This window comes from Streptomyces sp. CBMA291, assembly GCF_014596525.1.
GTDB lineage: Bacteria > Actinomycetota > Actinomycetes > Streptomycetales > Streptomycetaceae > Streptomyces.
In genome coordinates this window covers 16,649-35,288 of sequence record NZ_MSJP01000114.1, presented here as the reverse complement: position 1 = coordinate 35,288, position 18,640 = coordinate 16,649, and the positions used below count along the sequence as shown (strand labels likewise).

At 73.3% G+C, this 18,640-nt stretch carries 21 protein-coding genes; 14 read left to right on the top strand and 7 right to left on the bottom strand.

What is annotated here, in order from left to right; translation table 11 throughout:
• Positions 1-182: 182 nt before the first annotated feature.
• The 3 genes from BU197_RS28450 (at position 183) to BU197_RS28440 (ending at position 1,491) form a co-directional block, all read left to right on the top strand.
• Complete coding sequence (locus BU197_RS28450; RefSeq protein WP_188271198.1) at positions 183-698, top strand: NUDIX domain-containing protein; 516 nt, start codon at positions 183-185, stop codon at positions 696-698.
• A gap of 74 nt (positions 699-772) precedes the next feature.
• Positions 773-1,168, top strand: coding sequence for a YidH family protein (locus tag BU197_RS28445; RefSeq protein ID WP_188271197.1), 396 nt, complete (start codon positions 773-775; stop codon positions 1,166-1,168).
• Positions 1,165-1,491, top strand: a complete 327-nt coding sequence (locus BU197_RS28440; RefSeq protein WP_188271196.1) for a DUF202 domain-containing protein — start codon at positions 1,165-1,167, stop codon at positions 1,489-1,491. The genes BU197_RS28445 and BU197_RS28440 overlap by 4 nt, the downstream gene beginning before the upstream one ends.
• Before the next feature lie 133 nt (positions 1,492-1,624).
• Here BU197_RS28440 and BU197_RS28435 read toward each other — a convergent pair whose 3' ends face one another.
• Complete coding sequence (locus BU197_RS28435) at positions 1,625-2,554, bottom strand: NADP-dependent oxidoreductase (protein WP_188271195.1); 930 nt, start codon at positions 2,552-2,554, stop codon at positions 1,625-1,627.
• A 152-nt stretch (positions 2,555-2,706) separates the two neighbouring features.
• On the opposite strand from BU197_RS28435, the gene BU197_RS28430 reads away from it, so the two are divergent.
• The 3 genes from BU197_RS28430 (at position 2,707) to BU197_RS28420 (ending at position 6,113) form a co-directional block, all read left to right on the top strand.
• Entirely contained in the window at positions 2,707-3,618 is a 912-nt protein-coding gene (locus BU197_RS28430; protein ID WP_188271194.1) for an MBL fold metallo-hydrolase, read from the top strand.
• A 251-nt stretch (positions 3,619-3,869) separates the two neighbouring features.
• A complete protein-coding gene (locus tag BU197_RS28425) occupies positions 3,870-4,892 on the top strand; it encodes a phosphotransferase family protein (RefSeq protein ID WP_188271193.1) in 1,023 nt (340 codons plus the stop codon).
• Positions 4,893-4,898: 6 nt separating this feature from the next.
• Complete coding sequence (locus BU197_RS28420; RefSeq protein ID WP_188271192.1) at positions 4,899-6,113, top strand: acyl-CoA dehydrogenase family protein; 1,215 nt, start codon at positions 4,899-4,901, stop codon at positions 6,111-6,113.
• A gap of 47 nt (positions 6,114-6,160) precedes the next feature.
• Here BU197_RS28420 and BU197_RS28415 read toward each other — a convergent pair whose 3' ends face one another.
• Both BU197_RS28415 and BU197_RS28410 read right to left on the bottom strand, forming a co-directional pair.
• Positions 6,161-6,754 carry a TetR/AcrR family transcriptional regulator gene (locus BU197_RS28415; protein WP_188271191.1) on the bottom strand — a complete coding sequence of 198 codons (594 nt, stop codon included), beginning with the start codon at positions 6,752-6,754 and terminating at the stop codon, positions 6,161-6,163.
• Positions 6,755-6,852: 98 nt separating this feature from the next.
• On the bottom strand, positions 6,853-7,647 hold the full coding sequence (locus BU197_RS28410; RefSeq protein WP_188271190.1) for an SDR family oxidoreductase: 795 nt from the start codon (positions 7,645-7,647) through the stop codon (positions 6,853-6,855).
• Positions 7,648-7,976: 329 nt separating this feature from the next.
• On the opposite strand from BU197_RS28410, the gene BU197_RS28405 reads away from it, so the two are divergent.
• The 7 genes from BU197_RS28405 (at position 7,977) to BU197_RS28375 (ending at position 15,097) form a co-directional block, all read left to right on the top strand.
• A complete protein-coding gene (locus BU197_RS28405; protein WP_188271189.1) occupies positions 7,977-9,227 on the top strand; it encodes an exo-beta-N-acetylmuramidase NamZ domain-containing protein in 1,251 nt (416 codons plus the stop codon).
• A 143-nt stretch (positions 9,228-9,370) separates the two neighbouring features.
• Complete coding sequence (locus BU197_RS28400; protein ID WP_188271188.1) at positions 9,371-10,765, top strand: erythromycin esterase family protein; 1,395 nt, start codon at positions 9,371-9,373, stop codon at positions 10,763-10,765.
• Between the two features lie 211 nt (positions 10,766-10,976).
• Positions 10,977-12,161, top strand: a complete 1,185-nt coding sequence (locus tag BU197_RS28395) for a serine-threonine protein kinase (protein ID WP_188271309.1) — start codon at positions 10,977-10,979, stop codon at positions 12,159-12,161.
• A 218-nt stretch (positions 12,162-12,379) separates the two neighbouring features.
• Positions 12,380-12,991, top strand: coding sequence for a hypothetical protein (locus BU197_RS28390; protein ID WP_188271187.1), 612 nt, complete (start codon positions 12,380-12,382; stop codon positions 12,989-12,991).
• Between the two features lie 348 nt (positions 12,992-13,339).
• On the top strand, positions 13,340-14,173 hold the full coding sequence (locus BU197_RS28385; protein ID WP_188271186.1) for a hypothetical protein: 834 nt from the start codon (positions 13,340-13,342) through the stop codon (positions 14,171-14,173).
• A gap of 96 nt (positions 14,174-14,269) precedes the next feature.
• Positions 14,270-14,746, top strand: a complete 477-nt coding sequence (locus BU197_RS28380) for a PH domain-containing protein (protein ID WP_188271185.1) — start codon at positions 14,270-14,272, stop codon at positions 14,744-14,746.
• A gap of 150 nt (positions 14,747-14,896) precedes the next feature.
• Positions 14,897-15,097, top strand: a complete 201-nt coding sequence (locus BU197_RS28375) for a hypothetical protein (RefSeq protein ID WP_188271184.1) — start codon at positions 14,897-14,899, stop codon at positions 15,095-15,097.
• 50 nt (positions 15,098-15,147) lie between these two features.
• On the opposite strand, the gene soxR is transcribed toward BU197_RS28375, so the two are convergent.
• The gene (soxR, locus tag BU197_RS28370; protein ID WP_188271183.1) at positions 15,148-15,627 is read right to left on the bottom strand and encodes a redox-sensitive transcriptional activator SoxR; all 480 of its coding nucleotides are present in this window, start codon (positions 15,625-15,627) and stop codon (positions 15,148-15,150) included.
• A gap of 123 nt (positions 15,628-15,750) precedes the next feature.
• Here soxR and BU197_RS28365 point away from each other — a divergent pair, with 123 nt between their 5' ends.
• Entirely contained in the window at positions 15,751-16,212 is a 462-nt protein-coding gene (locus BU197_RS28365; RefSeq protein WP_188271182.1) for a MaoC family dehydratase, read from the top strand.
• Here BU197_RS28365 and BU197_RS28360 read toward each other — a convergent pair.
• The 3 genes from BU197_RS28360 to BU197_RS28350 all read right to left on the bottom strand — a co-directional run bounded on the left by BU197_RS28360 (position 16,200) and on the right by BU197_RS28350 (position 18,624).
• Positions 16,200-16,829, bottom strand: coding sequence for a TetR/AcrR family transcriptional regulator (locus tag BU197_RS28360; RefSeq protein ID WP_188271181.1), 630 nt, complete (start codon positions 16,827-16,829; stop codon positions 16,200-16,202). The two genes, BU197_RS28365 and BU197_RS28360, sit on opposite strands and share 13 nt — an antisense overlap.
• Before the next feature lie 69 nt (positions 16,830-16,898).
• Positions 16,899-17,189, bottom strand: a complete 291-nt coding sequence (locus BU197_RS28355; RefSeq protein ID WP_188271180.1) for a YiaA/YiaB family inner membrane protein — start codon at positions 17,187-17,189, stop codon at positions 16,899-16,901.
• 283 nt (positions 17,190-17,472) lie between these two features.
• Complete coding sequence (locus BU197_RS28350) at positions 17,473-18,624, bottom strand: acyl-CoA dehydrogenase family protein (protein WP_188271179.1); 1,152 nt, start codon at positions 18,622-18,624, stop codon at positions 17,473-17,475.
• Positions 18,625-18,640: the final 16 nt, after the last annotated feature.

Genomic DNA, 18,640 nt, shown 5'->3' with positions numbered 1-18,640 from the left:
GAGACAGCCAAGCCGCGGGCGGCGGGAGTGGTCAACGGGGGTGACGGAAGTGGCCAGAAAGTACGCCAAAAGGCCCATGGTGCAGGGAAGTCGGCCGGGCGGGCGGGGCCGTCGCCGCCCCCGAGGGGCCGACGCCGGGAAGGCCCGGTGGCGAGGTCACGGCGGTTTGCTTGGATGGCGGTATGAGCGCCGCTGAAGAGATTCTCGATGTCGTCGACGAGCGGGACAGGGTGATCGGCCGGGCGCCGCGCGGCGAGGTGTACGCGCGGGGACTGATCCACCGCTGTGTCTTCGTCCGCGTCCGGGACGCCGAGGGCCGGATCTTCGTCCACCGCAGGACGCCGGCCAAACTGGTCTTCCCCTCCCTGTACGACATGTTCGTCGGCGGGGTGGTCGGCGCGGGCGAGTCCTACGACGAGGCCGCCCTGCGGGAGGCGGAGGAGGAACTGGGCGTACGGGGGCTGCCCCGGCCCGAGCACGTCCTGACGTTTTTGTACGACTCCGCGGGCGTGGCCGGGAAGTGGTGGTCGGCGGTCTACGAGGTGCGGTGCGAGCTGCCGGTGGACCCGCAGGTCGAGGAGGTCGCCTGGCACGGCTTCCTGACCGACGAGGAGCTGGCGGAGCGGCTCGGGAGCTGGGAGTGGGTGCCGGACGGGCTCGCCGCGTACGAGCGACTGAGGGCTTTCGGGGCGGGCTGAGGGCCTTCGGAGCGGGCCGGGGGCGCCGGGCCGGGCGCCGGGCGAGTCGATCACCAGGCCGTTAAAGTGCACACGTGAGCGATTTTGTGCAGAGTCTGCGGCTGTGGTTCTCGCCCCAGCGCGTCCGGGAGGAAGGGGAGACCCCCGACTACCGCTTCTCCCTGGCCAACGAGCGCACTTTCCTCGCCTGGCTCAGGACCGGGCTCGCCCTGGTCGCCGGTGGTTTCGCCGTCGACCAGTTCCTGCCCGACCTGCGGTGGGGCGTGCGGGTCGGTCTCGCGCTCGCGCTGCTCGGGGCGGGGGTGCTGTGCGCGGTGCGCGCGGTGAACCACTGGGTGCGCTGCGAGCGGGCCATGCGGCGCGGCGAGGACCTGCCGGGCTCCCGTTTCCCCGCCGTGCTCAGCCTGGTGGTGGCCGTGGTGGCGCTCGCCATGGTGGTGGTCGTGCTCTTCGGCTGGGACGGCCGGTGACGCACGCCCCCGTCTCCGGGGAGCCGCGCGATCCCGGGCTCCAGCCGGAGCGGACCCGGCTCGCCTGGCGGCGTACGACGCTCTCGTTCACGGTGGTCGCCGTGCTCGCCGTGAAGGTCGGCATCCAGGACGGCACGACGCCGCTCGCCATGACGGGGCTCGCACTCTCGGCGCTGGTGTGGATCGGCTTCCTGGCCGTCGCCCACCGCCGCATCCGCTCCCTGAGCCCGGCCCGGCCCGAGCTGCTCTCGCACCGGAGCGGATGGCTGGCGGCGGGCTGTGTGATCGCGCTCGCGGTGTTCGGCGCGACGATGCTGCACTGAGACGGGGTTCGCGGCGGGACGGGGTTCACGCCGGGACGGGGTTCACGCCGGGACGGGGTTCACGCTGAGCGCCCGCGCCGGGCCCCGGGCCCGATTCCCCGAGCCCAGAGCCCCGAGCCCCGGGTCCCGGTTCTCAGGGGACCGTCACCACGACCTTGCCGCCCACTCCCCCGGCGGCGTTCGCCCGCTGGGCGTCGGCCGCCTGTTCCAGCGGGAACGTCCTGGCCACCCGTACGGTGACGGCGCCCTGGTCGGCAAGCGTGGCGAGGGCCGTGAGGTCGGCCGGGTCGGGGCGGACCCAGAAGTAGCGGCCGCCCAGGGCCGTGACCTCCCCGTCGGCGATCGAGACGAGCCGGCCGCCGGGGGCGAGCAGCCCGGCGGAGAGCCTCAGGAACGGGCCCCCGAGGGTGTCGAGGACGGCGTCCACGCCCAGCGGGGCGATGGTGCGGACCTGGTCGGCGAAGGTCGCCTCGTCGTAGCCGACGGGCCGGGCGCCGAGTTCCGCGACCCGTTCGAGGCCCGTCTCGCGGGCCGCGCCGATCACCCGGCAGCCGAGGTGCCGGGCCAGCTGCACCGCCATGGAGCCGACACCGCCCGCCGCCGCGTGGACGAGGACGGTGTCGCGCGGGCGGATGGCGAGCGCCCGGTGGAGTGCCTGATAGGCGGTGAGACCGGCCAGCGGCAGGGCCGCGGCCTCCTCGAAGCCGAGGGCTCGCGGCTTGCGGGCGAGGGTGCGGACCGGGGCGGCGACGTACTCGGCGAAGGTGCCCCGGGAGAGGAAGTCCTCACGGACGTACCCCATGACCTCGTCGCCCTCGGCGAACTCGGTGACGGAGACCCCGGGCCGCACGACGACCCCCGACACGTCCCAGCCGGGCACGACGGGGAAGACCGCCTCCAGCATCCCGTCGAGGTACCCGGCCTGGCACTTCCAGTCGACCGGGTTGACGGAGGCCGCCCGGACCCTGACCAGCACGCTGTCCGGCCCCACCTTGGGCTCGGGCAGCTCGCCGTACTCCAGGACCTCGGGGCCGCCGTAACGGCGGTAGCTGATCGCCTTCATACCCTCGACCCTCGGTGCGGCCGGGCGCCCCCGCAAGCCGGGTGGCGCGATCGGGGGCGGCAGACGGCTCCGGCGGACGCCGCTTCCCCGCCTCCCCGGTCAACTGGCACTCTTCCCCTGTCCAGTTGGGCTCCGAACCGGGGGAATCCCTTTTGTCTGCCAACGACCCCTATGTGGTCACACTCGCTCCGCACGTGCACGCCTACGTCCAGCCCGACGGCGGCTGGTGCCTGAACAACGCCGGGTTCCTCGGCGACGCCCGCGAGTCGCTGCTCGTCGACACCGCCGCCACCGAGCGCCGGGCCCTGCGCCTGCGCGAAGCCGTCCTCGCCGAGGGCCTTCCGCTGCCCCGGACGGTGATCTCGACGCACCACCACGGCGACCACACCTACGGCAACGGGGTGTTCCGGCCGGAGGCACGGATCGTGGGCCACGAGAACTGCCGGACCGAGCAGGTCGAGGCCGGACACCAGCTCCATCTGCTGTGGCCGGACACGGACTTCGGCAAGGTCGACATCCTGCCGCCGTCGCTCACCTACCGGGACCGGCTGACGCTGTACGTCGGCGACACCGAGGTGCGGCTGATCCATCCGGGCCCCTCGCACACCACGGGGGACACGATCGTGCACCTGCCCGCGCAGGGCGTGGTCTTCACCGGGGATCTGGTCTTCCGGGGCGGGACGCCGTTCGTGCCGATGGGCTCCCTCACCGGTTCGCTGCGCGCGCTCGACCTGCTGCGCACCCTGGACGCGCCGACCGTGGTGCCGGGGCACGGCCCGGTGACCGACCCCTCGGCGTACGACGCGACGGAACGGTATCTGCGCTGGGTCCGGGAGATCGCGGCGGAGGGGTACGCGCGCGGGGCGACCCCGCTGGAGACGGCGCGGGGCACGGACCTGGGCGAGTTCGCGGACTGGCGGGAGAGCGAGCGCCTGGTGGCCAACCTCCATCGGGCGTACGCGGAGCTGGCGGGCCTGCCGGAGGGCTCGCCGCTCGACCCGGCGGCGGTCTTCGCCGACATGGCGGTGATGAACGGCGGGGTGCCGGTGGCCTGCCACGCCTGACCTTCTCCGTACGGGAGGGGCGTTCCCCGGGGGCGCCCCTCCCGGCGGTACGGTCACCCCTCCCGGCCGTACGGGCGCCCCTCCCGGCCCGTACGAGCACCGTACGGTCACCCCTCCCCACCGCCACAGGGCCACAGGGCCACAGGGCCACAGGGTCACCCTCACACCGTGTCCCCGCGGCCCCCTCTGGACGACATACCGACCGGTCGGTCATCATGGGCGGCGACCGCAGCCGATCCGGAGGTACGCCCATGAGTTCCGCCCCGCCACCAGGTCTCGACCCCGAGCGGCTGCGCCGCTTCCTCGACGCGGAGCAGCCCGGTCTGGTGACCGGCCCGCTGGAAGCCCGGCTGATCGAGGGCGGCCGTTCGAACCTGACGTACGCCGTGAGCGACGGCACCGGCCGCTGGGTCGTCCGCCGTCCGCCGCTCGGCCACGTCCTCGCCACCGCCCACGACATGCGCCGCGAGCACCGCGTCATCAGCGCCCTGCACACCACGGCCGTCCCCGTCCCCCGGACGCTGCTGCTCTGCGAGGACGAGACGGTCCTCGGGGCGCCCTTCTACGTCATGGAGTTCGTCGACGGCACCCCGTACCGCTCGGCCCGCGAGCTGGCGTCGCTCGGCCCCGAGCGGACCCGCGCCGCCGTCCTCGGTCTCGTCGACACCCTCGTCGATCTGCACTCCGTGGACCCCGAGGCCGTCGGGCTCGGCGACTTCGGGCGCCCCGAGGGCTTCCTCGACCGGCAGCTGCGCCGCTGGGGCAAGCAGCTCGACGCCTCGCGCGGCCGCGAACTCGCCGGGATCGACGAGCTGCACGCCGCCCTCGGCCGGGCGCTGCCCGCCTCGCCGCCGCCCACCGTCGTCCACGGCGACTTCCGGCTCGACAACGTCCTGATCGGCGCGGACGACCGCGTCCGGGCCGTACTCGACTGGGAGATGTCCACCCTCGGCGACCCGCTCACCGATCTGGGCCTGCTCGTCATGTACAGCACCCCGCTCGACCTGCCGGACTCCCCCATCTCCACCACCGCCACCGCCCCCGGCCACCCCTCCGCCGCCGAGCTGGTCGAGCGCTACGCCGCCCGCTCGGGCCGCGACACCTCCGCCCTCGCCTGGTACACGGCCTTCGCCTGGTTCAAGCTCGCCGTGATCCTGGAGGGCATCCACTACCGCTGGACCCTCGGGCAGACGGTCGGCGCGGGCTTCGACCGCATCGGCGAACTCGTCCCCGTCTTCATCGCACACGGCCTGACCACCCTTCAGGAGGGCTGACCCGCCATGGACTTCTCCTACGACGCGCGCACCGAGGAACTCCGCGCGAAGCTCCTCGCCTTCATGGACGCGCATGTGTACCCCGCCGAGCGGACCGCCGAGGAACAGCGCGCCCTGCTCGCCTCGCCCTGGGAGACCCCGCCGGTCGTCGAGGAACTGAAGGCCGAGGCCAAGCGGCAGGGACTCTGGAACCTCTTCCTGCCCGACACGGAGTACGGGGCGGGGCTCACCAACCTCCAGTACGCGCCGCTCGCCGAGATCACCGGGCGCAGCCCGCACCTGGCCCCGACCGCCCTCAACTGCGCGGCGCCGGACACCGGGAACATGGAGCTGCTGGCCCAGTTCGGCGACGAGGCGCAGCGCGAGCGGTGGCTGGAGCCGCTGCTCTCCGGTGACATCCGCTCGGCCTTCGCGATGACCGAGCCGGAGGTGGCCTCGTCGGACGCGACGAACATCGAGACCCGCATCCGGCGGGACGGCGACACGTACGTCGTCGACGGCCGCAAGTGGTACATCTCCGGGGCGATGCACCCGGACTGCGAGATCTTCATCGTCATGGGCAAGACCGACCCCGACGGCGCCGACCCGCGCCGCCAGCAGTCGATGATCCTCGTGCCGCGCGACACCCCGGGCGTCGAGATCCGGCGCGCGATGCGGGTGTACGGATACGAGGACCACTCCCACGGCGGCCACGCCGAGGTCCTCTTCCACGGCGCCCGGGTGCCCGCCTCGCATCTCGTCGGCGAGGAGGGCGGCGGCTTCGCCATCGCGCAGGCGCGGCTCGGACCCGGCCGGATCCACCACTGCATGCGGCTCATCGGGATGGCCGAGCGGGCCGTGGAGCTGACCTGCCGGCGGGTGGTCTCCCGTACCGCCTTCGGCAAGCCGCTCGCCCACCAGGGCGTGGTGCAGAACTGGATCGCGGACGCCCGGGTGACGATCGAGCAGCTGCGGCTCCTCGTCCTGAAGACGGCCTGGCTCATGGACACCGTCGGCAACCGGGGCGCGCACACCGAGATCCAGGCCATCAAGATCGCGACCCCTCGGGCGGTCGTCGACATCATCGACAAGGCGGTGCAGGCGCACGGCGCGGGCGGGGTCTCGCAGGACTTCCCGCTGGCCGAGCTGTGGGCAGCGGCCCGGACGCTGCGGCTCGCGGACGGCCCGGACGAGGTGCACCAGCGGTCGCTGGCCCGGCGGGAGCTGAAGAAGTACCTGTAGGGCGCGGCCTGACGGGCCCTCGGCACCGCCCGGAGCGCGGGGGTCCGTCAGGGGCGGAGCGCGCGCAGCAGGAGGTCGGCGAGGTGGTCGGCGACCTGGGCAGGGGTGAGCGGGCCCTCGGGGCGGTACCAGGTGGACAGGTGGTGCACGGAGCCGAAGTGGTAGTCGACGACGAGGTCGGCGGGGGTGGCGGAGGAGAACACCCCGGTGCGCTGGCCCTCTTCGATCAGGGCCCTGAACCGCTCGTGGTAGCGCCGCCGTTCGGCCCTGACCTGCTTGTTCTTCTCGGGGCTGAGGTGGTGCATGGAGCGGAAGAAGATGGCGGCGTCGTCGAGGTTCTCGATGGTGGTGACGACGACGTCGGCGGCGGCGGCGCGCAGCCGCTCCTCGACGGGCGCGTCGGCCTGTGCGTGGGCGTCGAGCCGCTCCTGCTGGAGGCGCAGGACCCGGGCGTAGACCTCCTGGAGGAGGTCTTCCTTGGAGCCGAAGTAGTGGTAGAGGGCGCCCTTGGTGACCCCGGCGGCCTCGACGATCTCCTGGACGGAGGTGCGGTCGTAGCCGCGCTCGGCGAAGAGCCGGGTGGCGGTGGCGAGGAGCCTCTGGGGGACGGGCGTACCGCTGTCGTCCGTCGTCCTGGCCATGCTCCGCCGCCTTTCGTGGTGATCGTTTCCGGGTCGGAGGTCGCTTCCCGCCCCGTAGATCTTCCCATCCGCGAGGTTCCGGGCGCCCGCCGCGGGGGTCAGGGGGTGCCGCTCTCCCAGGTGCGCTGGAGGTGGTTCATCCCGGCGAGCCAGCGTTCCGGGTCGCTCGCCCGGTGCCGGTAGTAGCCGGCGACCTCGGGGTGGGGCAGGACGAGGAAGCGTCCGGCGGCGATGGCGTCGAGAAGGGCGTCGGCGACGGCCTCGGGCTCGATGGCGGTGGGGGCGAGGACGAGTTCCCCGGCCGATCCGGCGGCGGTGAGCATCTCGGTGCGGACGCCCTGGGGGCAGATGGCGTGGACGTCGATGCCCCGGTGCCGGTAGGTGAGGGAGAGCCATTCGGCGAAGGCGTACGCGCCGTGCTTGGAGACGCTGTAGGGCGCGGCGCCGATCATGGTGAGCAGTCCGGCGGCGGAGACGGTGGAGACGAACCGGCCGCTGCCGCGCTCCAGCCAGTCGGGGAGCAGGGCGCGGGCCGCGCGGACGTGGGCCATGACGTTGACGTCCCAGGCGGCGGCCCAGACGTCCTCGTCGGCGAAGGCGTCGCCGGGCGAGCCGAGTCCCGCGTTGGCGCACCAGATGTCGACGGTGCCGCCGAGTGCCTCGCGGGCCTCCTCGACGACGGTTGAGGCGTCGCCGGGGACGGCGAGGGAGCCGGTCTCCTCGGCGACGGCCCGCGCGCGGACGGGGTCGAGGTCGTTGACGACGACCCGGGCGCCCTCGGCGGCGAACCTCCGGGCGAGGGCGGCGCCGATGCCACCGCCCGCCCCGGTGACGACGACCCCGGCACCCCGGACGTCCACACCGCCGGTCTTCCCACTCGCACCCGTGCCCATGCCCACCTCACCGCTGTACGGTTTTGACGCGACGAACGGCAGACTAACCGGTCGGTATGGGAGCGGGGAAGCCTCGGAACGGTTCGGGGCGGGGCGGGGGTCCACGCGGGGCCGGGGAGGCGGTCGGGGCCGTGACCGTGGCCGTGGCCGTACAGGGCTCGGCAGGGAGTCCGGGCGGGGCCCTGGGCTCCGTACGAGGCTCGGGGAGCGGCCGCGTCGGGCCCGCTGGTCCGCACGCCTCGTTCCCCGGAGGCGCCGGGGCCGCTAGCGTGCGTGCCCATGTCACGCCCCGATTCCGGGTCGGGGCCGGTCGACGAGGAGGTCCGGGCATGGGTCTGTCGAGGCGGGGGCTGCTGGTCGCAGGGGGCGCGCTCGGGGCGGTGGCCGTCGGGGCGCCGGATGTCTCGGCCGCCGGGCGGGGGCCGGGGCGCGGAAGGGTGCGGACCGGCTTCGAGCGGCTGGCCGCCGACGGGTACGCGTCACTGGCCGGGGAGCGGGTCGGCGTCGTCACCAACCCGACCGGGATCACCGCCGACGCCCGGCATCTCGTCGACGTGATGCACGCCGACCGGCGGGTGGAGCTGACCGCCGTCTTCGGGCCCGAGCACGGTTTCCGGGGGACCGCCCAGGCGGGCGGTTCGGAGGGCCGGTACGACGATCCGGCGACCGGGCTTCCGGTGTACGACACGTATCTGAAGAGCGGACGGCAGCTCGCGGAGGTCTTCACCGCCTCCGGGGTGGACACGGTCGTCTTCGACATCCAGGACGTCGGGGCGCGTTTCTACACGTACATCTGGACGCTCTACGACTGCATGGAGGCCGCCGCCCTCGCGGGCAAGCGGTTCGCGGTCCTCGACCGGCCGAACCCGGTGACCGGGCGGGCGGCGCTCGGGCCCGTACTGGAGCGGGAGTTCGCCACCTTCGTCGGGCGGGAGCCGATCGCGCAGGCGCACGGCATGACCGTCGCCGAGCTGGCCCGGCTCTTCAACGGGGAGTTCCTGGCCACGCCCGTCGAGCTGGAGACCGTGCCGATGACGGGGTGGGCGCGCGGCGACTTCTTCGACGCCTGCGGGCTGCCGTGGGTGCCGCCGAGCCCCAACATGCCGACGCCGGAGACCGCGCTCGTCTACTCCGGCACCTGCCTCTTCGAGGGGACGAACCTCTCCGAGGGCCGGGGCACCACCCGTCCCTTCGAACTCCTCGGCGCCGAGGGGATCGACCACCGGTGGGCCGAGGCGGCGAACGCCCTCGGGCTGCCCGGGGTCCGCTTCCGCGAGGCGTACTTCGCGCCGACCTTCTCCAAGTTCCAGGGGAAGACCGTGGGCGGGGTGCAGGTGCACGTCCACGACCGAGAGTCGTTCGACCCGGTACGGACCGGCATCGGACTCCTCGTCACCGCCCGCCGCTCCTGGTCCGGCTTCGCCTGGCGGCCGGACCACTGGATCGACCGGCTGACCGGCTCGACGCGGGTACGGACCCTGATCGACGCGGGCGCGGACGTCGCCGAGGTGACGGGCGCCTGGGAGGGGGACCTCCGGGCGTTCCGGGCGGTGCGGAAGGAGTATCTGCTGTACCGCTGAGGGGCGTTGCCCCCCCGCCGGGGGGCCGCCTCCGCCGGAGTCGGGTGGTCTGTCCCCCGTCGGCGGCGGGTGGGGCTGCCCCCCGTCGGCGGCCGGGGGACGGCGGGATGGCAGCCGGTCCGGTCGCCGACCAGGCTGGCCCCATGAGTCTCCGCAGCCCCGCCTTCCACCGCCTCTCCCCTCGCCGTCGTACGCCCCGCGGACCCTCCGCCCGTCGCCGTCTCCCCCTCGTCGGTCTGCTCGTCGCCGCCTGTCTCGGCACCCTGGCACCCGCCGCCGGGGCCGCCGGTCCCCCGCGCGCCTCCGCCCCCGACCCCGCCCGCGAACTCGCCCGTACCGCCCACCCGTTCACCGACTTACGGCCACTCGACCGGATGATCGGATCGGCCAGGGTCGTCGGCATCGGCGAGGCCACGCACAGTTCGGCCGAGTTCTTCGAGGCCAAGCACCGGATCTTCGAACACCTCGTGGAGGAACAGGGCTTCACCACCTTCGCCCTGGAGGCCAACTGGTCCACCGGGCTCCTCGTCGACGCGTGGGTGCGCACCGGAAAGGGCGACATCCAGGCCCTCATGCGGGACGAGTTCCAGGAGTCGTACCGGCTGTGGAACACCGAGGAGTACCTGGACCTGTTCCGCTGGATGCGGCGGCACAACCGGCTCCACCCCGACCACCAGGTCCGTTTCATGGGCAACGACCTCGGCTACGCGGGCCCGAACCTCTTCGACACCGTGACCGCCTACGTAGCCCGCGTCGAACCGGCGCTCCTCCCCCGCTTCCGGGAGCTGTACCGGGCCTCGCGGCCCACCGGCGGCGTCGAGAGCTGGATGCTGGGGTACATGGCGAGGCCGCTGCCCGAGCGGCGGCGGATGGCCGACGAGGTGAACCGGGCCCTGACCCTGCTCGAAAGGCGGCGCCCCGCGCGGGATCCGAAGGCGCGCGAGGAGGCCGCGTGGGCGGTCCAGCACGCGCGGGCCATCGCCCAGGTCGGCACCGAGATGGCCCATGACCTCTTCTCGGAGGCGGGGCTCGCCGACGCCATGCTCTACCGCGACCGGATCATGGCCGAGAACACCGTGTGGTGGCAGCGGCACACGGGCGACCGCATGGTGCTCTCCGCGCACAACGGGCACGTGGGCTACGAGACCACCGCCCCGCACCAGTACCCCCGGCTCCAGGGCGCCTTCCTCCGGGACGCCCTCGGCGCCGACTACGTCAGCGTCGGCGCCTCCTTCGGCCAGGGTTCCTTCAACGCGCACGACACCGACGCCCCCGGCGAGCCGCTGCGGTCCTTCACCGTCGGCACCCTCGGGCCCGACAGCAACGCCGCCGTCCTCGACCGGGTCGCGCCCGGCGCCTTCTACCTGGACCTGCGGCGCACCACCCCGGCGGCTCGCGACTGGCTCGGCGGATACCGGCCGACCCGGAACATCGGGACGGTCTACCCCTGGCCGGAGGCCCTCGTCCCCGTCCGGCTCGCCGGCTCCTACGACCTGCTGGTCCACTTCCCCCGGATCACGGCGGCGCGCCTGCGCTGAGCGGACCCACGCGCCCCGGCCCCGTCCGTCCGGCCGGCCGTCCGTACATCCACGCATCCACGCATCCATCCACCGGATGGGGCCTTCCGGACACCGTCCAGGTCTGGCCGGGGCCCGGCGCGGGCATGCTCGCCCGGGAGCCGCCGCCCGCGCGCCGCGCACGGGGCGCGACGGCTCCCCGACGCGGGAGGGACGGTCGGCCGTGACCGGGATGAGTGTGGAGCCGTACCGGGAACTCCTCTTCGACGAGGAGGGTGACGGTCCCGCCGGGCAGGCCGGCGCCCTCGCCGCGCTCGCCCGGCAGGGGGTGGGCGATCTGGTGGTGTTCGCGCACGGGTGGAACAGCTCGCCGTCGGGCGCGACCCGGCTCTGCTCGGACTTCTTCGCCCCCTTCCCCGAACTGCTCGCACCGGGCGTGGAGGCCGGGTACGCGGGTCTCATCTGGCCGTCGATGGTCTTCAGCGGCGAGCCGGGGCCCGACTACCGGGCCCTGGCGACGGTCCTTCCGGAGAAGGAACCGGTCCTCGCCCTGCTGACGGAACTCCTGGTGGCGGCGGCGCCCGAGGAGGCCGCGTTCGCCCGGTTCGGGGCGCTGCTCCGGAAGCTCGCCGACCTGCCGCCGGAGGGCCCGGCCGGTCCCGGGGAGCGGGTGCCGGAGTTCCTGACCGCCGACCCGGTGGAGATGTGCGCCCGGTTCACGTCCGCGCTCGACGCCGTCGGGACGGGCGCGACGCCGGAGGTCCCGGGTCTCGGGCGGTACTGGCGGGGCGCGCGGGAGGCGCTGCGCCAGACCTCGTACCACGTGCTGCGGCAACGGGCCCGGCTGGTGGGAGAGTCCGGGCTCGGGCCGCTGCTCGGCGAGGTGGCCCGCGCAGCCCCGGGGCTGCGGGTGCATCTCGTCGGCCACGGGATGGGCGCCCGGCTCGTCGCGTACGCGCTGAAGGGGCTGCCGCCGGGGGTGCGGCCGGTGGCCTCGGTGACGCTCCTCCAGGGGGCCTTCTCCCCGTACGTGTTCGCGGCGCGGCTTCCGCACGACCCCGGGCGGTCCGGGGCGCTGACGGATGTGCTGCGGCGGGTGCGGGGGCCCGTGGTGGCCTGCTACTCGCGGCACGACACGGAGCTGGGCGTGCTGTATCCGCTGGCGTCCCGGCTCGTCGGCGACTCCGCGTCCGGCCCGTCCGGCGGCGCTGGGACGCGCTGGGAGGCGATGGGGCACGCGGGGGTCCTGGCGGTCCCCGGCACGGCGACGGTGCCGCTGGGGCGGGTGCTGCGCGAGGGGGTGCCGGGGGCGGGCTGTGTGAGCGTGGACGTGTCGGAGGCGGTCCGCTCGCATGGAGACATACGCCGTGCGGAACTGGCCAGAGTCGTCGTGGCGGCCTCGGGGACGGGACGGTAGCGGGGCGGGCCGGGCCGGAGGCCGGGGAGCTGACGTTTCCGCAGGTCGAAGGGGGTAGGCCGAGGACGGTCTGCCGGTGACCGCCGCTCCGGTCCCATGCGTTCCGGGGGTCTCTTCCCTCCCGTTGATGGCTGCCATCCGCATTTCGATGGAACATCGGGGGCCGCTCGTTCGTCCCTCTGGTATCGCGGAACGACCAGCGACGGAGGTGGCGGGAGATGGCCGGTTTCCGGAGTCTCGCGAGACAGGTGCGCGATCCGGCAAGTGACATGGCGCTGCGCAGATACTCGCTGCGCAAGTGTCTGGAGCGGTTCGCGCCGTACGGGCACAGGGCGACCTGGGACCATCTGTGCGGCAGGCACGGCTTCGGTCCCGAGGACCGGGAGCCCGCTCCTGGGCGGCTGACGGCCGCGCTCGACGAGTTGGAGGAGGCGCGGGCCGTATGGCTCGCGTACGAGGAGCGTTTCGCCGCCCGGCGGCGGCGTGAGAAGCAGGACGGGCTGCGCCGGCTGGGCGCGCTCGACGACTGGCACCGCCGGGTCTGGGGCGGCAACGGGGTGGTGCGGTGCGGCGATCCGCACGTCCACCCCACGGAACCGCTGCCCGAGGTGCTGCGCCGTCTGATCAGGGCCCTGGAGGGCACGCCGGGCGAGGAGTGCCCCGTCTGCGCGAGCCCCCGCATCGCCTGGGGCGACCCCATCGCCCCGTACGAACCAAGGCTCGGCCCGGTCTGCGGCGACTGCGGCGTGGACGTGCCACGCGAGGTCCTGACCCCCGGCGCCCTGACCCGGGCCCGGCGCGAGGAGTGCCGTCTGGCCTCGGTGGCCTGACCCCGGACGCCCTGACCCGAGCCCGGCGACGGGACTGCTCCCTGGCATCGGTGGCCTGACCCCGGAACTCCCTGCCCCGCGCCCCCACCGGGTGCGACGGGAGCCCTGAGGCACCGGTCTCCGGGCCGGCCACCCGCCACGCGTCGACTTCCCGCGGCTCGCGCCGTGTCCCCCGCCGCCCCGAGCCCCCCCCCGCTCCGGCGCGGAAACCGGAGGGGACCGCCGCGGTCGCGGCGATCCCCTCGGTCGGGCCCGCGTCTGCCGGACGGGCCCCGGACTCGCGCCCGGTCCCCGTCCGGCAGGCGGTCGCGGTGCTAGGCGAGGTTGCTGAAGCCTCCCCAGCCACCGGTGCCGACGATGCTTCCCGCGCCCAGCGCGTTGGGGCAGAGAAAGCGCACGGCCCAGTCAGACGCCTTCGGCACCCGGGACTTCGTCGGCGGCGCCAACGACCCGCCGGACCTGACGCACCCGGGAGCCCGCGAGTACGACCCGACGGGCCTGCGCCCCGACGGCCCGGTCGGCGGAAACGGCGTCTCGGACTACTGCTGGGCGAAGGGCCGGGGCCTGACGACCGGCCACTACACGAAGAAGAACGGCCAGTACCTCTGGAACCAGAAGCCCCGCAAGGACCCGGAGTCCCAGCGCAGGTACAAGGCGTACCGGGCGGATCCGGCGAACTACAAGGTGTTCCACCACGACGCGAAAAAGGCAGCGGCCGCAGCCAAGGTCGCGGAGGCCAAGGCACAGGCGCGGAAGGCGGCGGCAGCCAAGCGCAAGGCCGAGGCGGAGGCCGAGGCGCGCAAAGAGGGACGGCATCTTCGGGAACATCATGAAGGGGAACTTCGGGGCAGCCCGGGACCAGCCGAAGTCCGGCCTCCACGACACGTTCGGCACCTGGGAAGGCTGGAGGGACAGAGTTCTGCCCACGGTCGGTTTCGGCCTCTGCATCGTGGCGTCGGCCGGATTGTGTACGGTGGCGGGCGCGGCCATCGTGACGCGAAGCTCGTCGGCGACGGTCTGACGACAGGCAGCTGGAACTACAGCGGCGCCGCGAAGGAACTGTTCTGGGTGGCACTCGGGGGAGTAGTGGCAAGGGGCCTCGCGGGAAGCTGGAGTACGTCGGCGATCGCGAGCCGCACCCGTGTGCAGACCGTGTACCAGGCGGAGAACGTCACCATCTAAAGGACAGCAAGGCGAATGACGGTGAAGTCGACGACATCGAGAAGGATCTCGTGGATGGTGGTCTCCTGGGTGATCATCCCGATCCTGGGGATCGGCATGATCGCTGCGATCCAGAACGTCACCGACGCGAACGGTTTCCGGATGGGCTGGCAAGGCATCCCGGTCTACCTCTCGGCGGCCGGAGTCATCGGAAGAGTCGCCCACTGCAAGGTGGTGCTCGATGACACGGCGCTGACCGTGGTGAACTTCTTCCGTACCCACCGCGTGCCGAGGGAAGCGATCCGTGAGGTCGCGGTCGCGGACGGCGGAACGCTGGAGATCCGTCTCGGCGAAGACCGGGTCGTCCCGGTGTTCGCCTTCGGAGGATCGGTCATCGATCACTTCAGGGGCACGAGCGAGAGGGCCCTTCAGGAGATCGACGCCTGGCGGCGTTCCACCCCCTCGGAGGGGACCATCCTCCCTGCGGATCCGCAGGTCCGCTGGACGCGGTGCCGCAGTGCTGACCTGTGCCTCGCCTCGGCCGTCGTCCTGGCGGTTTCCGGTGGCATCTGGATGGCCCTCACCAGCGGCTGACCTCGTCGGCTCACGGTCCTCCGTGAGCCGACGGCCGGTCGGTACGGCATGCCTGCCGTACGACCGGCCGCTTCCGTGAGCCGGGCGGGCACTCGCGGGAAGCCCCGCGCCTTTCCGCTTTTCCGTGAACTGTGATTCCGAGGGGGATATGTGTTTGCCGCTGTGATCGGCGTCGTCGTGGTGCTGGCCGGTGCGATGCTTGCCGGGAACGTGGGAGGTGTCGCGGATCGGGTGTTCGCCCGGCTCGCGGACATCATGCCCACGGGGTCGGCGGGGGCGGGTTCGCTTCGGTTCGCCGGCGGCGTGGGAGTCCTGGTGGGTCTCTTCTGGCTTGCCACCGCCCTGTTCTAGACCCCCTGGCGCGAGCCGGAGTGACAACGCCGGGCACCACCGGCGGGAACCTACGGCTTCTCCCCCGGCACCGGGGAGCCGACCGGGAAGAGCCGGGAGCCCGCCATGCGGGTGCCGAAGGCGTCGTCCGGGTTGGACAGGACGCAGGTTTCCAAGGAGAGGCAGCCGCAGCCGATGCAGTCCGTCAGGTGGTCACGGAGGCGCCCGAGTTGCCGGATGCGTTCGTCCAGTTCGGTGCGCCACGCGGCGGAGAGCCGGGCCCAGTCCTCGTGGGTGGGGGTGCGCTCCTCCGGTAACCGCGCGAGTGCCTCGCGGATCGTGGCGAGCGGGATGCCCACCCGTTGCGCGGCGCGCACGAAGGCGACCCTGCGCAGGGTGTCCCGCCCGTAGCGGCGCTGGTTCCCGGAGGTGCGGCGGCTGGTGATGAGCCCCTTCGCCTCGTAGAAGTGCAGCGCGGACACGGCGGCTCCGCTGCGTGCGGAGAGCTGCCCGACGGTCAGTTCATGGACCTTCTCTGGAATCTGCGGCACGCGCCGAACCCTACTGGCGTGCCGGACCCCTCCTGGCGCGTTGACAGCACCGCCCCCGCCCCACATGCTGAGCAAGCGCTTGGACAGCGCTGGAGCACAGGTGTCACGAGAGGGAGCAGGGACATGGCCGAGCCGAGGATCTTCACCTCCGCCGAGGAGCTGCGCGCGGGTGTCGGCGAGCAGTTGGGGTACAGCGACTGGCTGGAGATCGACCAGAAGCGCGTCGACCTCTTCGCCGAGGCCACCGGCGACCACCAGTGGATCCACGTCGACCCGGAGCGCGCCGCCGCCGGGCCGTTCGGCACCACCATCGCGCACGGCTATCTGACGCTCTCGCTGCTGCCGGTGTTCGTCCCGCAGGTGCTCTCCGTCGAGGGCATGCGGATGGGCCTCAACTACGGGACCGAGAAGGTGCGTTTCCCCTCCCCCGTCCCGGTCGGCTCGCGACTGCGCGCCACCGCCGTCCTGACCAAGGTCGAGGAGGCGGGCGGCGGCGTCCAGGTGACGGCGAGGGTGACGGTGGAGCGGGAGGGCTCGGAGAAGCCGGTCTGCGTCGCCGAGTCCGTCTCGCGCTACTTCTTCTGACCGCCGACCATCCGCAGGACGAGGTCGGCGTAGAGCGCGCCGACCTCGTCGGGCGTCCGACGGCCCTGGGTGTTGAACCAGCGGGACACGTCGATGCAGAGCGAGAGGATGGCGACCGTGGTGCCGGGCACGTCCGGCACGTCGAACTCGCCGGACGCGACGCCCTCGTCGATGATCCGGCGTACGGTCGCGTCCGACTCCCGGCGCAGCTCCACGATCTCCGCGCGGTGCTCGGGGCCGAGGGCGTCCAGCTCGTACTGGACGACCCGCGCGGTGGCGTGCCGCTCGGCGTGCCAGCGGACGAAGGAGCGGACGGCGGCGGCGAGGCGCTCGGCGGAGGTGCCCTGACCGTCGGCGGCGGCCCGGAGGATCTCCAGGGCCTTGTCGTGCCCGATCCGGCTGATCCGGTGGAGCAGCTCTTCCTTCGTCTTGTAGTGGATGTAGAGCGCGGCGGGGCTCATCCCCGCGCGGCCCGCGATGTCCCGGGTGGTGGTGGCGTGGTAGCCCCGCTCGGCGAAGGCGTCGACGGCGGCCACGAGCAGCCGTCTGGCCGCCTCGGGCACGACCTCGTCCCAGGGCGCGCCCTCGCCCGTGGGCGTCTCCTCCGCCGTGCTCATCCCGCACTCCTTCTCGACCCTGTCAGGACGAACACCATACAACGAAGCTGAGCAAGCGCTTAGAGCCGGTCAGAGCTTCTGGAAGGGGTCGTGCTCGGCGAGGAGCTTCTCCAGGCGGGCCTGATCGACCCGGCTGACGAGCTGCCCGGCCTCCTGCCGGTCCCTGACGACCTTGGCGAGGGTGAAGGCCGAGGTGGTGAGGTAGAGGACCGAGACGGCGAGGAAGGCCCGCACCCAGCCGCTCGCGTCGAGCCGGTAGATCCCGACGGCCATGGCCGCGAGCGCCAGGCCGAAGGAGAGGGCGGCCTGGGCGAAGTAGGCGGAGGTGGTGTTCTGCTGCGTGACCGGTGTGTCGCTCATGCCGCCCAGCTTGGGCCGGGGGCGGGGGCGGCCGTATCCGTACGGGTACTCAGCCGGGCGGCCGGGGTACTCACGGGGCCGGGATACTCAGGAACCGGGGTATTCAGGAACCAGGGCATTCAGGGGGCCGTACGGACCGGAAGGCCGGGCGGTCCGGAAGGCCGGGCGGTCCGGAAGGCCGGGCCCCAGGGGCGCCGGGGAGCCGGGCGGTCCGGATGCTCGGGCGGCAGGACCAGGGCAGCAGGACCAGGGCGGCGGGCGGCCAGACCAGGGCGGCGACCGCTCAGAAGGCCGACACGCCGGTCAGCGCCCGGCCGATGATCAGCTTCTGGATCTGGCTGGTGCCCTCGTACAGGGTCATCACGCGGGCGTCGCGCAGGAGCTTGCCGACCGGGTACTCGTCGATGTAGCCGTAGCCGCCGAAGACCTGGAGGGCGTTGTTCGCGGCGCGGACGGCGGCCTCGGAGGCGTACAGCTTCGCCGTGGAGGCGGCGGTGGCGAAGTCCTGGCCCCGGTCGATCAGATCGGCGACCCGCCAGGTCAGCAGCCGGGCGGCGTCCACGTCGACGGCGATGTCGCTGATCAGCTCCTGCACCAGCTGGTACGAGGCGATGGGCTTGCCGAACTGCTCGCGCTCCCCCGCGTATCCCACGGCGGCGTCGAGGGCCGCCTGCGCGATGCCGACGCACCCGGCGGCGACCGACATGCGCCCCTTGGCCAGGGCCGACATGGCGACGGTGAAGCCCTTGCCCTCGGGCCCGAGGAGGGCTCCGGCGGGGACGCGAACGCCCTGGAGGACCAGTTCGGCGGTGGCCTGGCCGCGCAGTCCGAGCTTGCCGTGGACCGGGCGGCGGGTGAGACCGGGGGTGTCGGTGGGGACGAGGAAGGCGGAGACGCCCCGGTGGCCCGGGGCGTCCCCGGTCCGCGCGAAGAGCAGGACGACATCGGCCCAGGTGCCGTTGGTGATGAACATCTTGGTGCCGTCGATGACGTAGTCGTCGCCGTCACGGACCGCGCGGGTGGCGAGGTTCCCCGCGTCCGAGCCGGTGCCCGGCTCGGTGAGACCGAAGCAGCCGAGCGCCTCGCCGGAGGCGAGCCGGGGCAGCCAGGTCCGCTTCTGCTCCTCGTCGCCCCAGGCGGCGACGGTCTTGGCGACGAGGCCGAGGGAGACGGAGACGATGCCGCGTACGGAGGAGTCGCCCCGGCCCAGCTCCTCCGTCACGAGGCAGTAGGCGAGGTGGTCGCCGCCGGAACCGCCGTACTCCTCGGGGAGGGTGAGCCCGAGGAAGCCGACGGCGCCGAGCTTCCCCACGATCGCCCGGTCCACCTCCTCCGCCCGGTCCCAGGCGACGGCGTACGGGGCGACCTCGCGTGCGACGAAGTCCCGGGCGAGCCGCCGGGCGGCCTCCTGCTCCCCACTGAGTGCCAGATCCACCGCGCCCACCCCGCCG

What these genes read in the sequence shown, in the direction of transcription:
- BU197_RS28395 (WP_188271309.1), top strand. Translation starts at nt 10,977, where the DNA reads ATGAGTGTGGAGCCGTACCGGGAACTCCTCTTCGACGAGGAGGGTGAC.
- BU197_RS28420 (WP_188271192.1), top strand. Translation starts at nt 4,899, where the DNA reads ATGGACTTCTCCTACGACGCGCGCACCGAGGAACTCCGCGCGAAGCTC.
- BU197_RS28380 (WP_188271185.1), top strand. Translation starts at nt 14,270, where the DNA reads ATGATCGCTGCGATCCAGAACGTCACCGACGCGAACGGTTTCCGGATG.
- BU197_RS28425 (WP_188271193.1), top strand. Translation starts at nt 3,870, where the DNA reads ATGAGTTCCGCCCCGCCACCAGGTCTCGACCCCGAGCGGCTGCGCCGC.
- BU197_RS28360 (WP_188271181.1), bottom strand. Translation starts at nt 16,829, where the DNA reads ATGAGCACGGCGGAGGAGACGCCCACGGGCGAGGGCGCGCCCTGGGAC.
- BU197_RS28435 (WP_188271195.1), bottom strand. Translation starts at nt 2,554, where the DNA reads ATGAAGGCGATCAGCTACCGCCGTTACGGCGGCCCCGAGGTCCTGGAG.
- BU197_RS28450 (WP_188271198.1), top strand. Translation starts at nt 183, where the DNA reads ATGAGCGCCGCTGAAGAGATTCTCGATGTCGTCGACGAGCGGGACAGG.
- BU197_RS28405 (WP_188271189.1), top strand. Translation starts at nt 7,977, where the DNA reads ATGGGTCTGTCGAGGCGGGGGCTGCTGGTCGCAGGGGGCGCGCTCGGG.
- BU197_RS28410 (WP_188271190.1), bottom strand. Translation starts at nt 7,647, where the DNA reads ATGGGCACGGGTGCGAGTGGGAAGACCGGCGGTGTGGACGTCCGGGGT.
- BU197_RS28415 (WP_188271191.1), bottom strand. Translation starts at nt 6,754, where the DNA reads ATGGCCAGGACGACGGACGACAGCGGTACGCCCGTCCCCCAGAGGCTC.
- BU197_RS28390 (WP_188271187.1), top strand. Translation starts at nt 12,380, where the DNA reads ATGGCCGGTTTCCGGAGTCTCGCGAGACAGGTGCGCGATCCGGCAAGT.
- BU197_RS28365 (WP_188271182.1), top strand. Translation starts at nt 15,751, where the DNA reads ATGGCCGAGCCGAGGATCTTCACCTCCGCCGAGGAGCTGCGCGCGGGT.
- BU197_RS28355 (WP_188271180.1), bottom strand. Translation starts at nt 17,189, where the DNA reads ATGAGCGACACACCGGTCACGCAGCAGAACACCACCTCCGCCTACTTC.
- BU197_RS28400 (WP_188271188.1), top strand. Translation starts at nt 9,371, where the DNA reads ATGAGTCTCCGCAGCCCCGCCTTCCACCGCCTCTCCCCTCGCCGTCGT.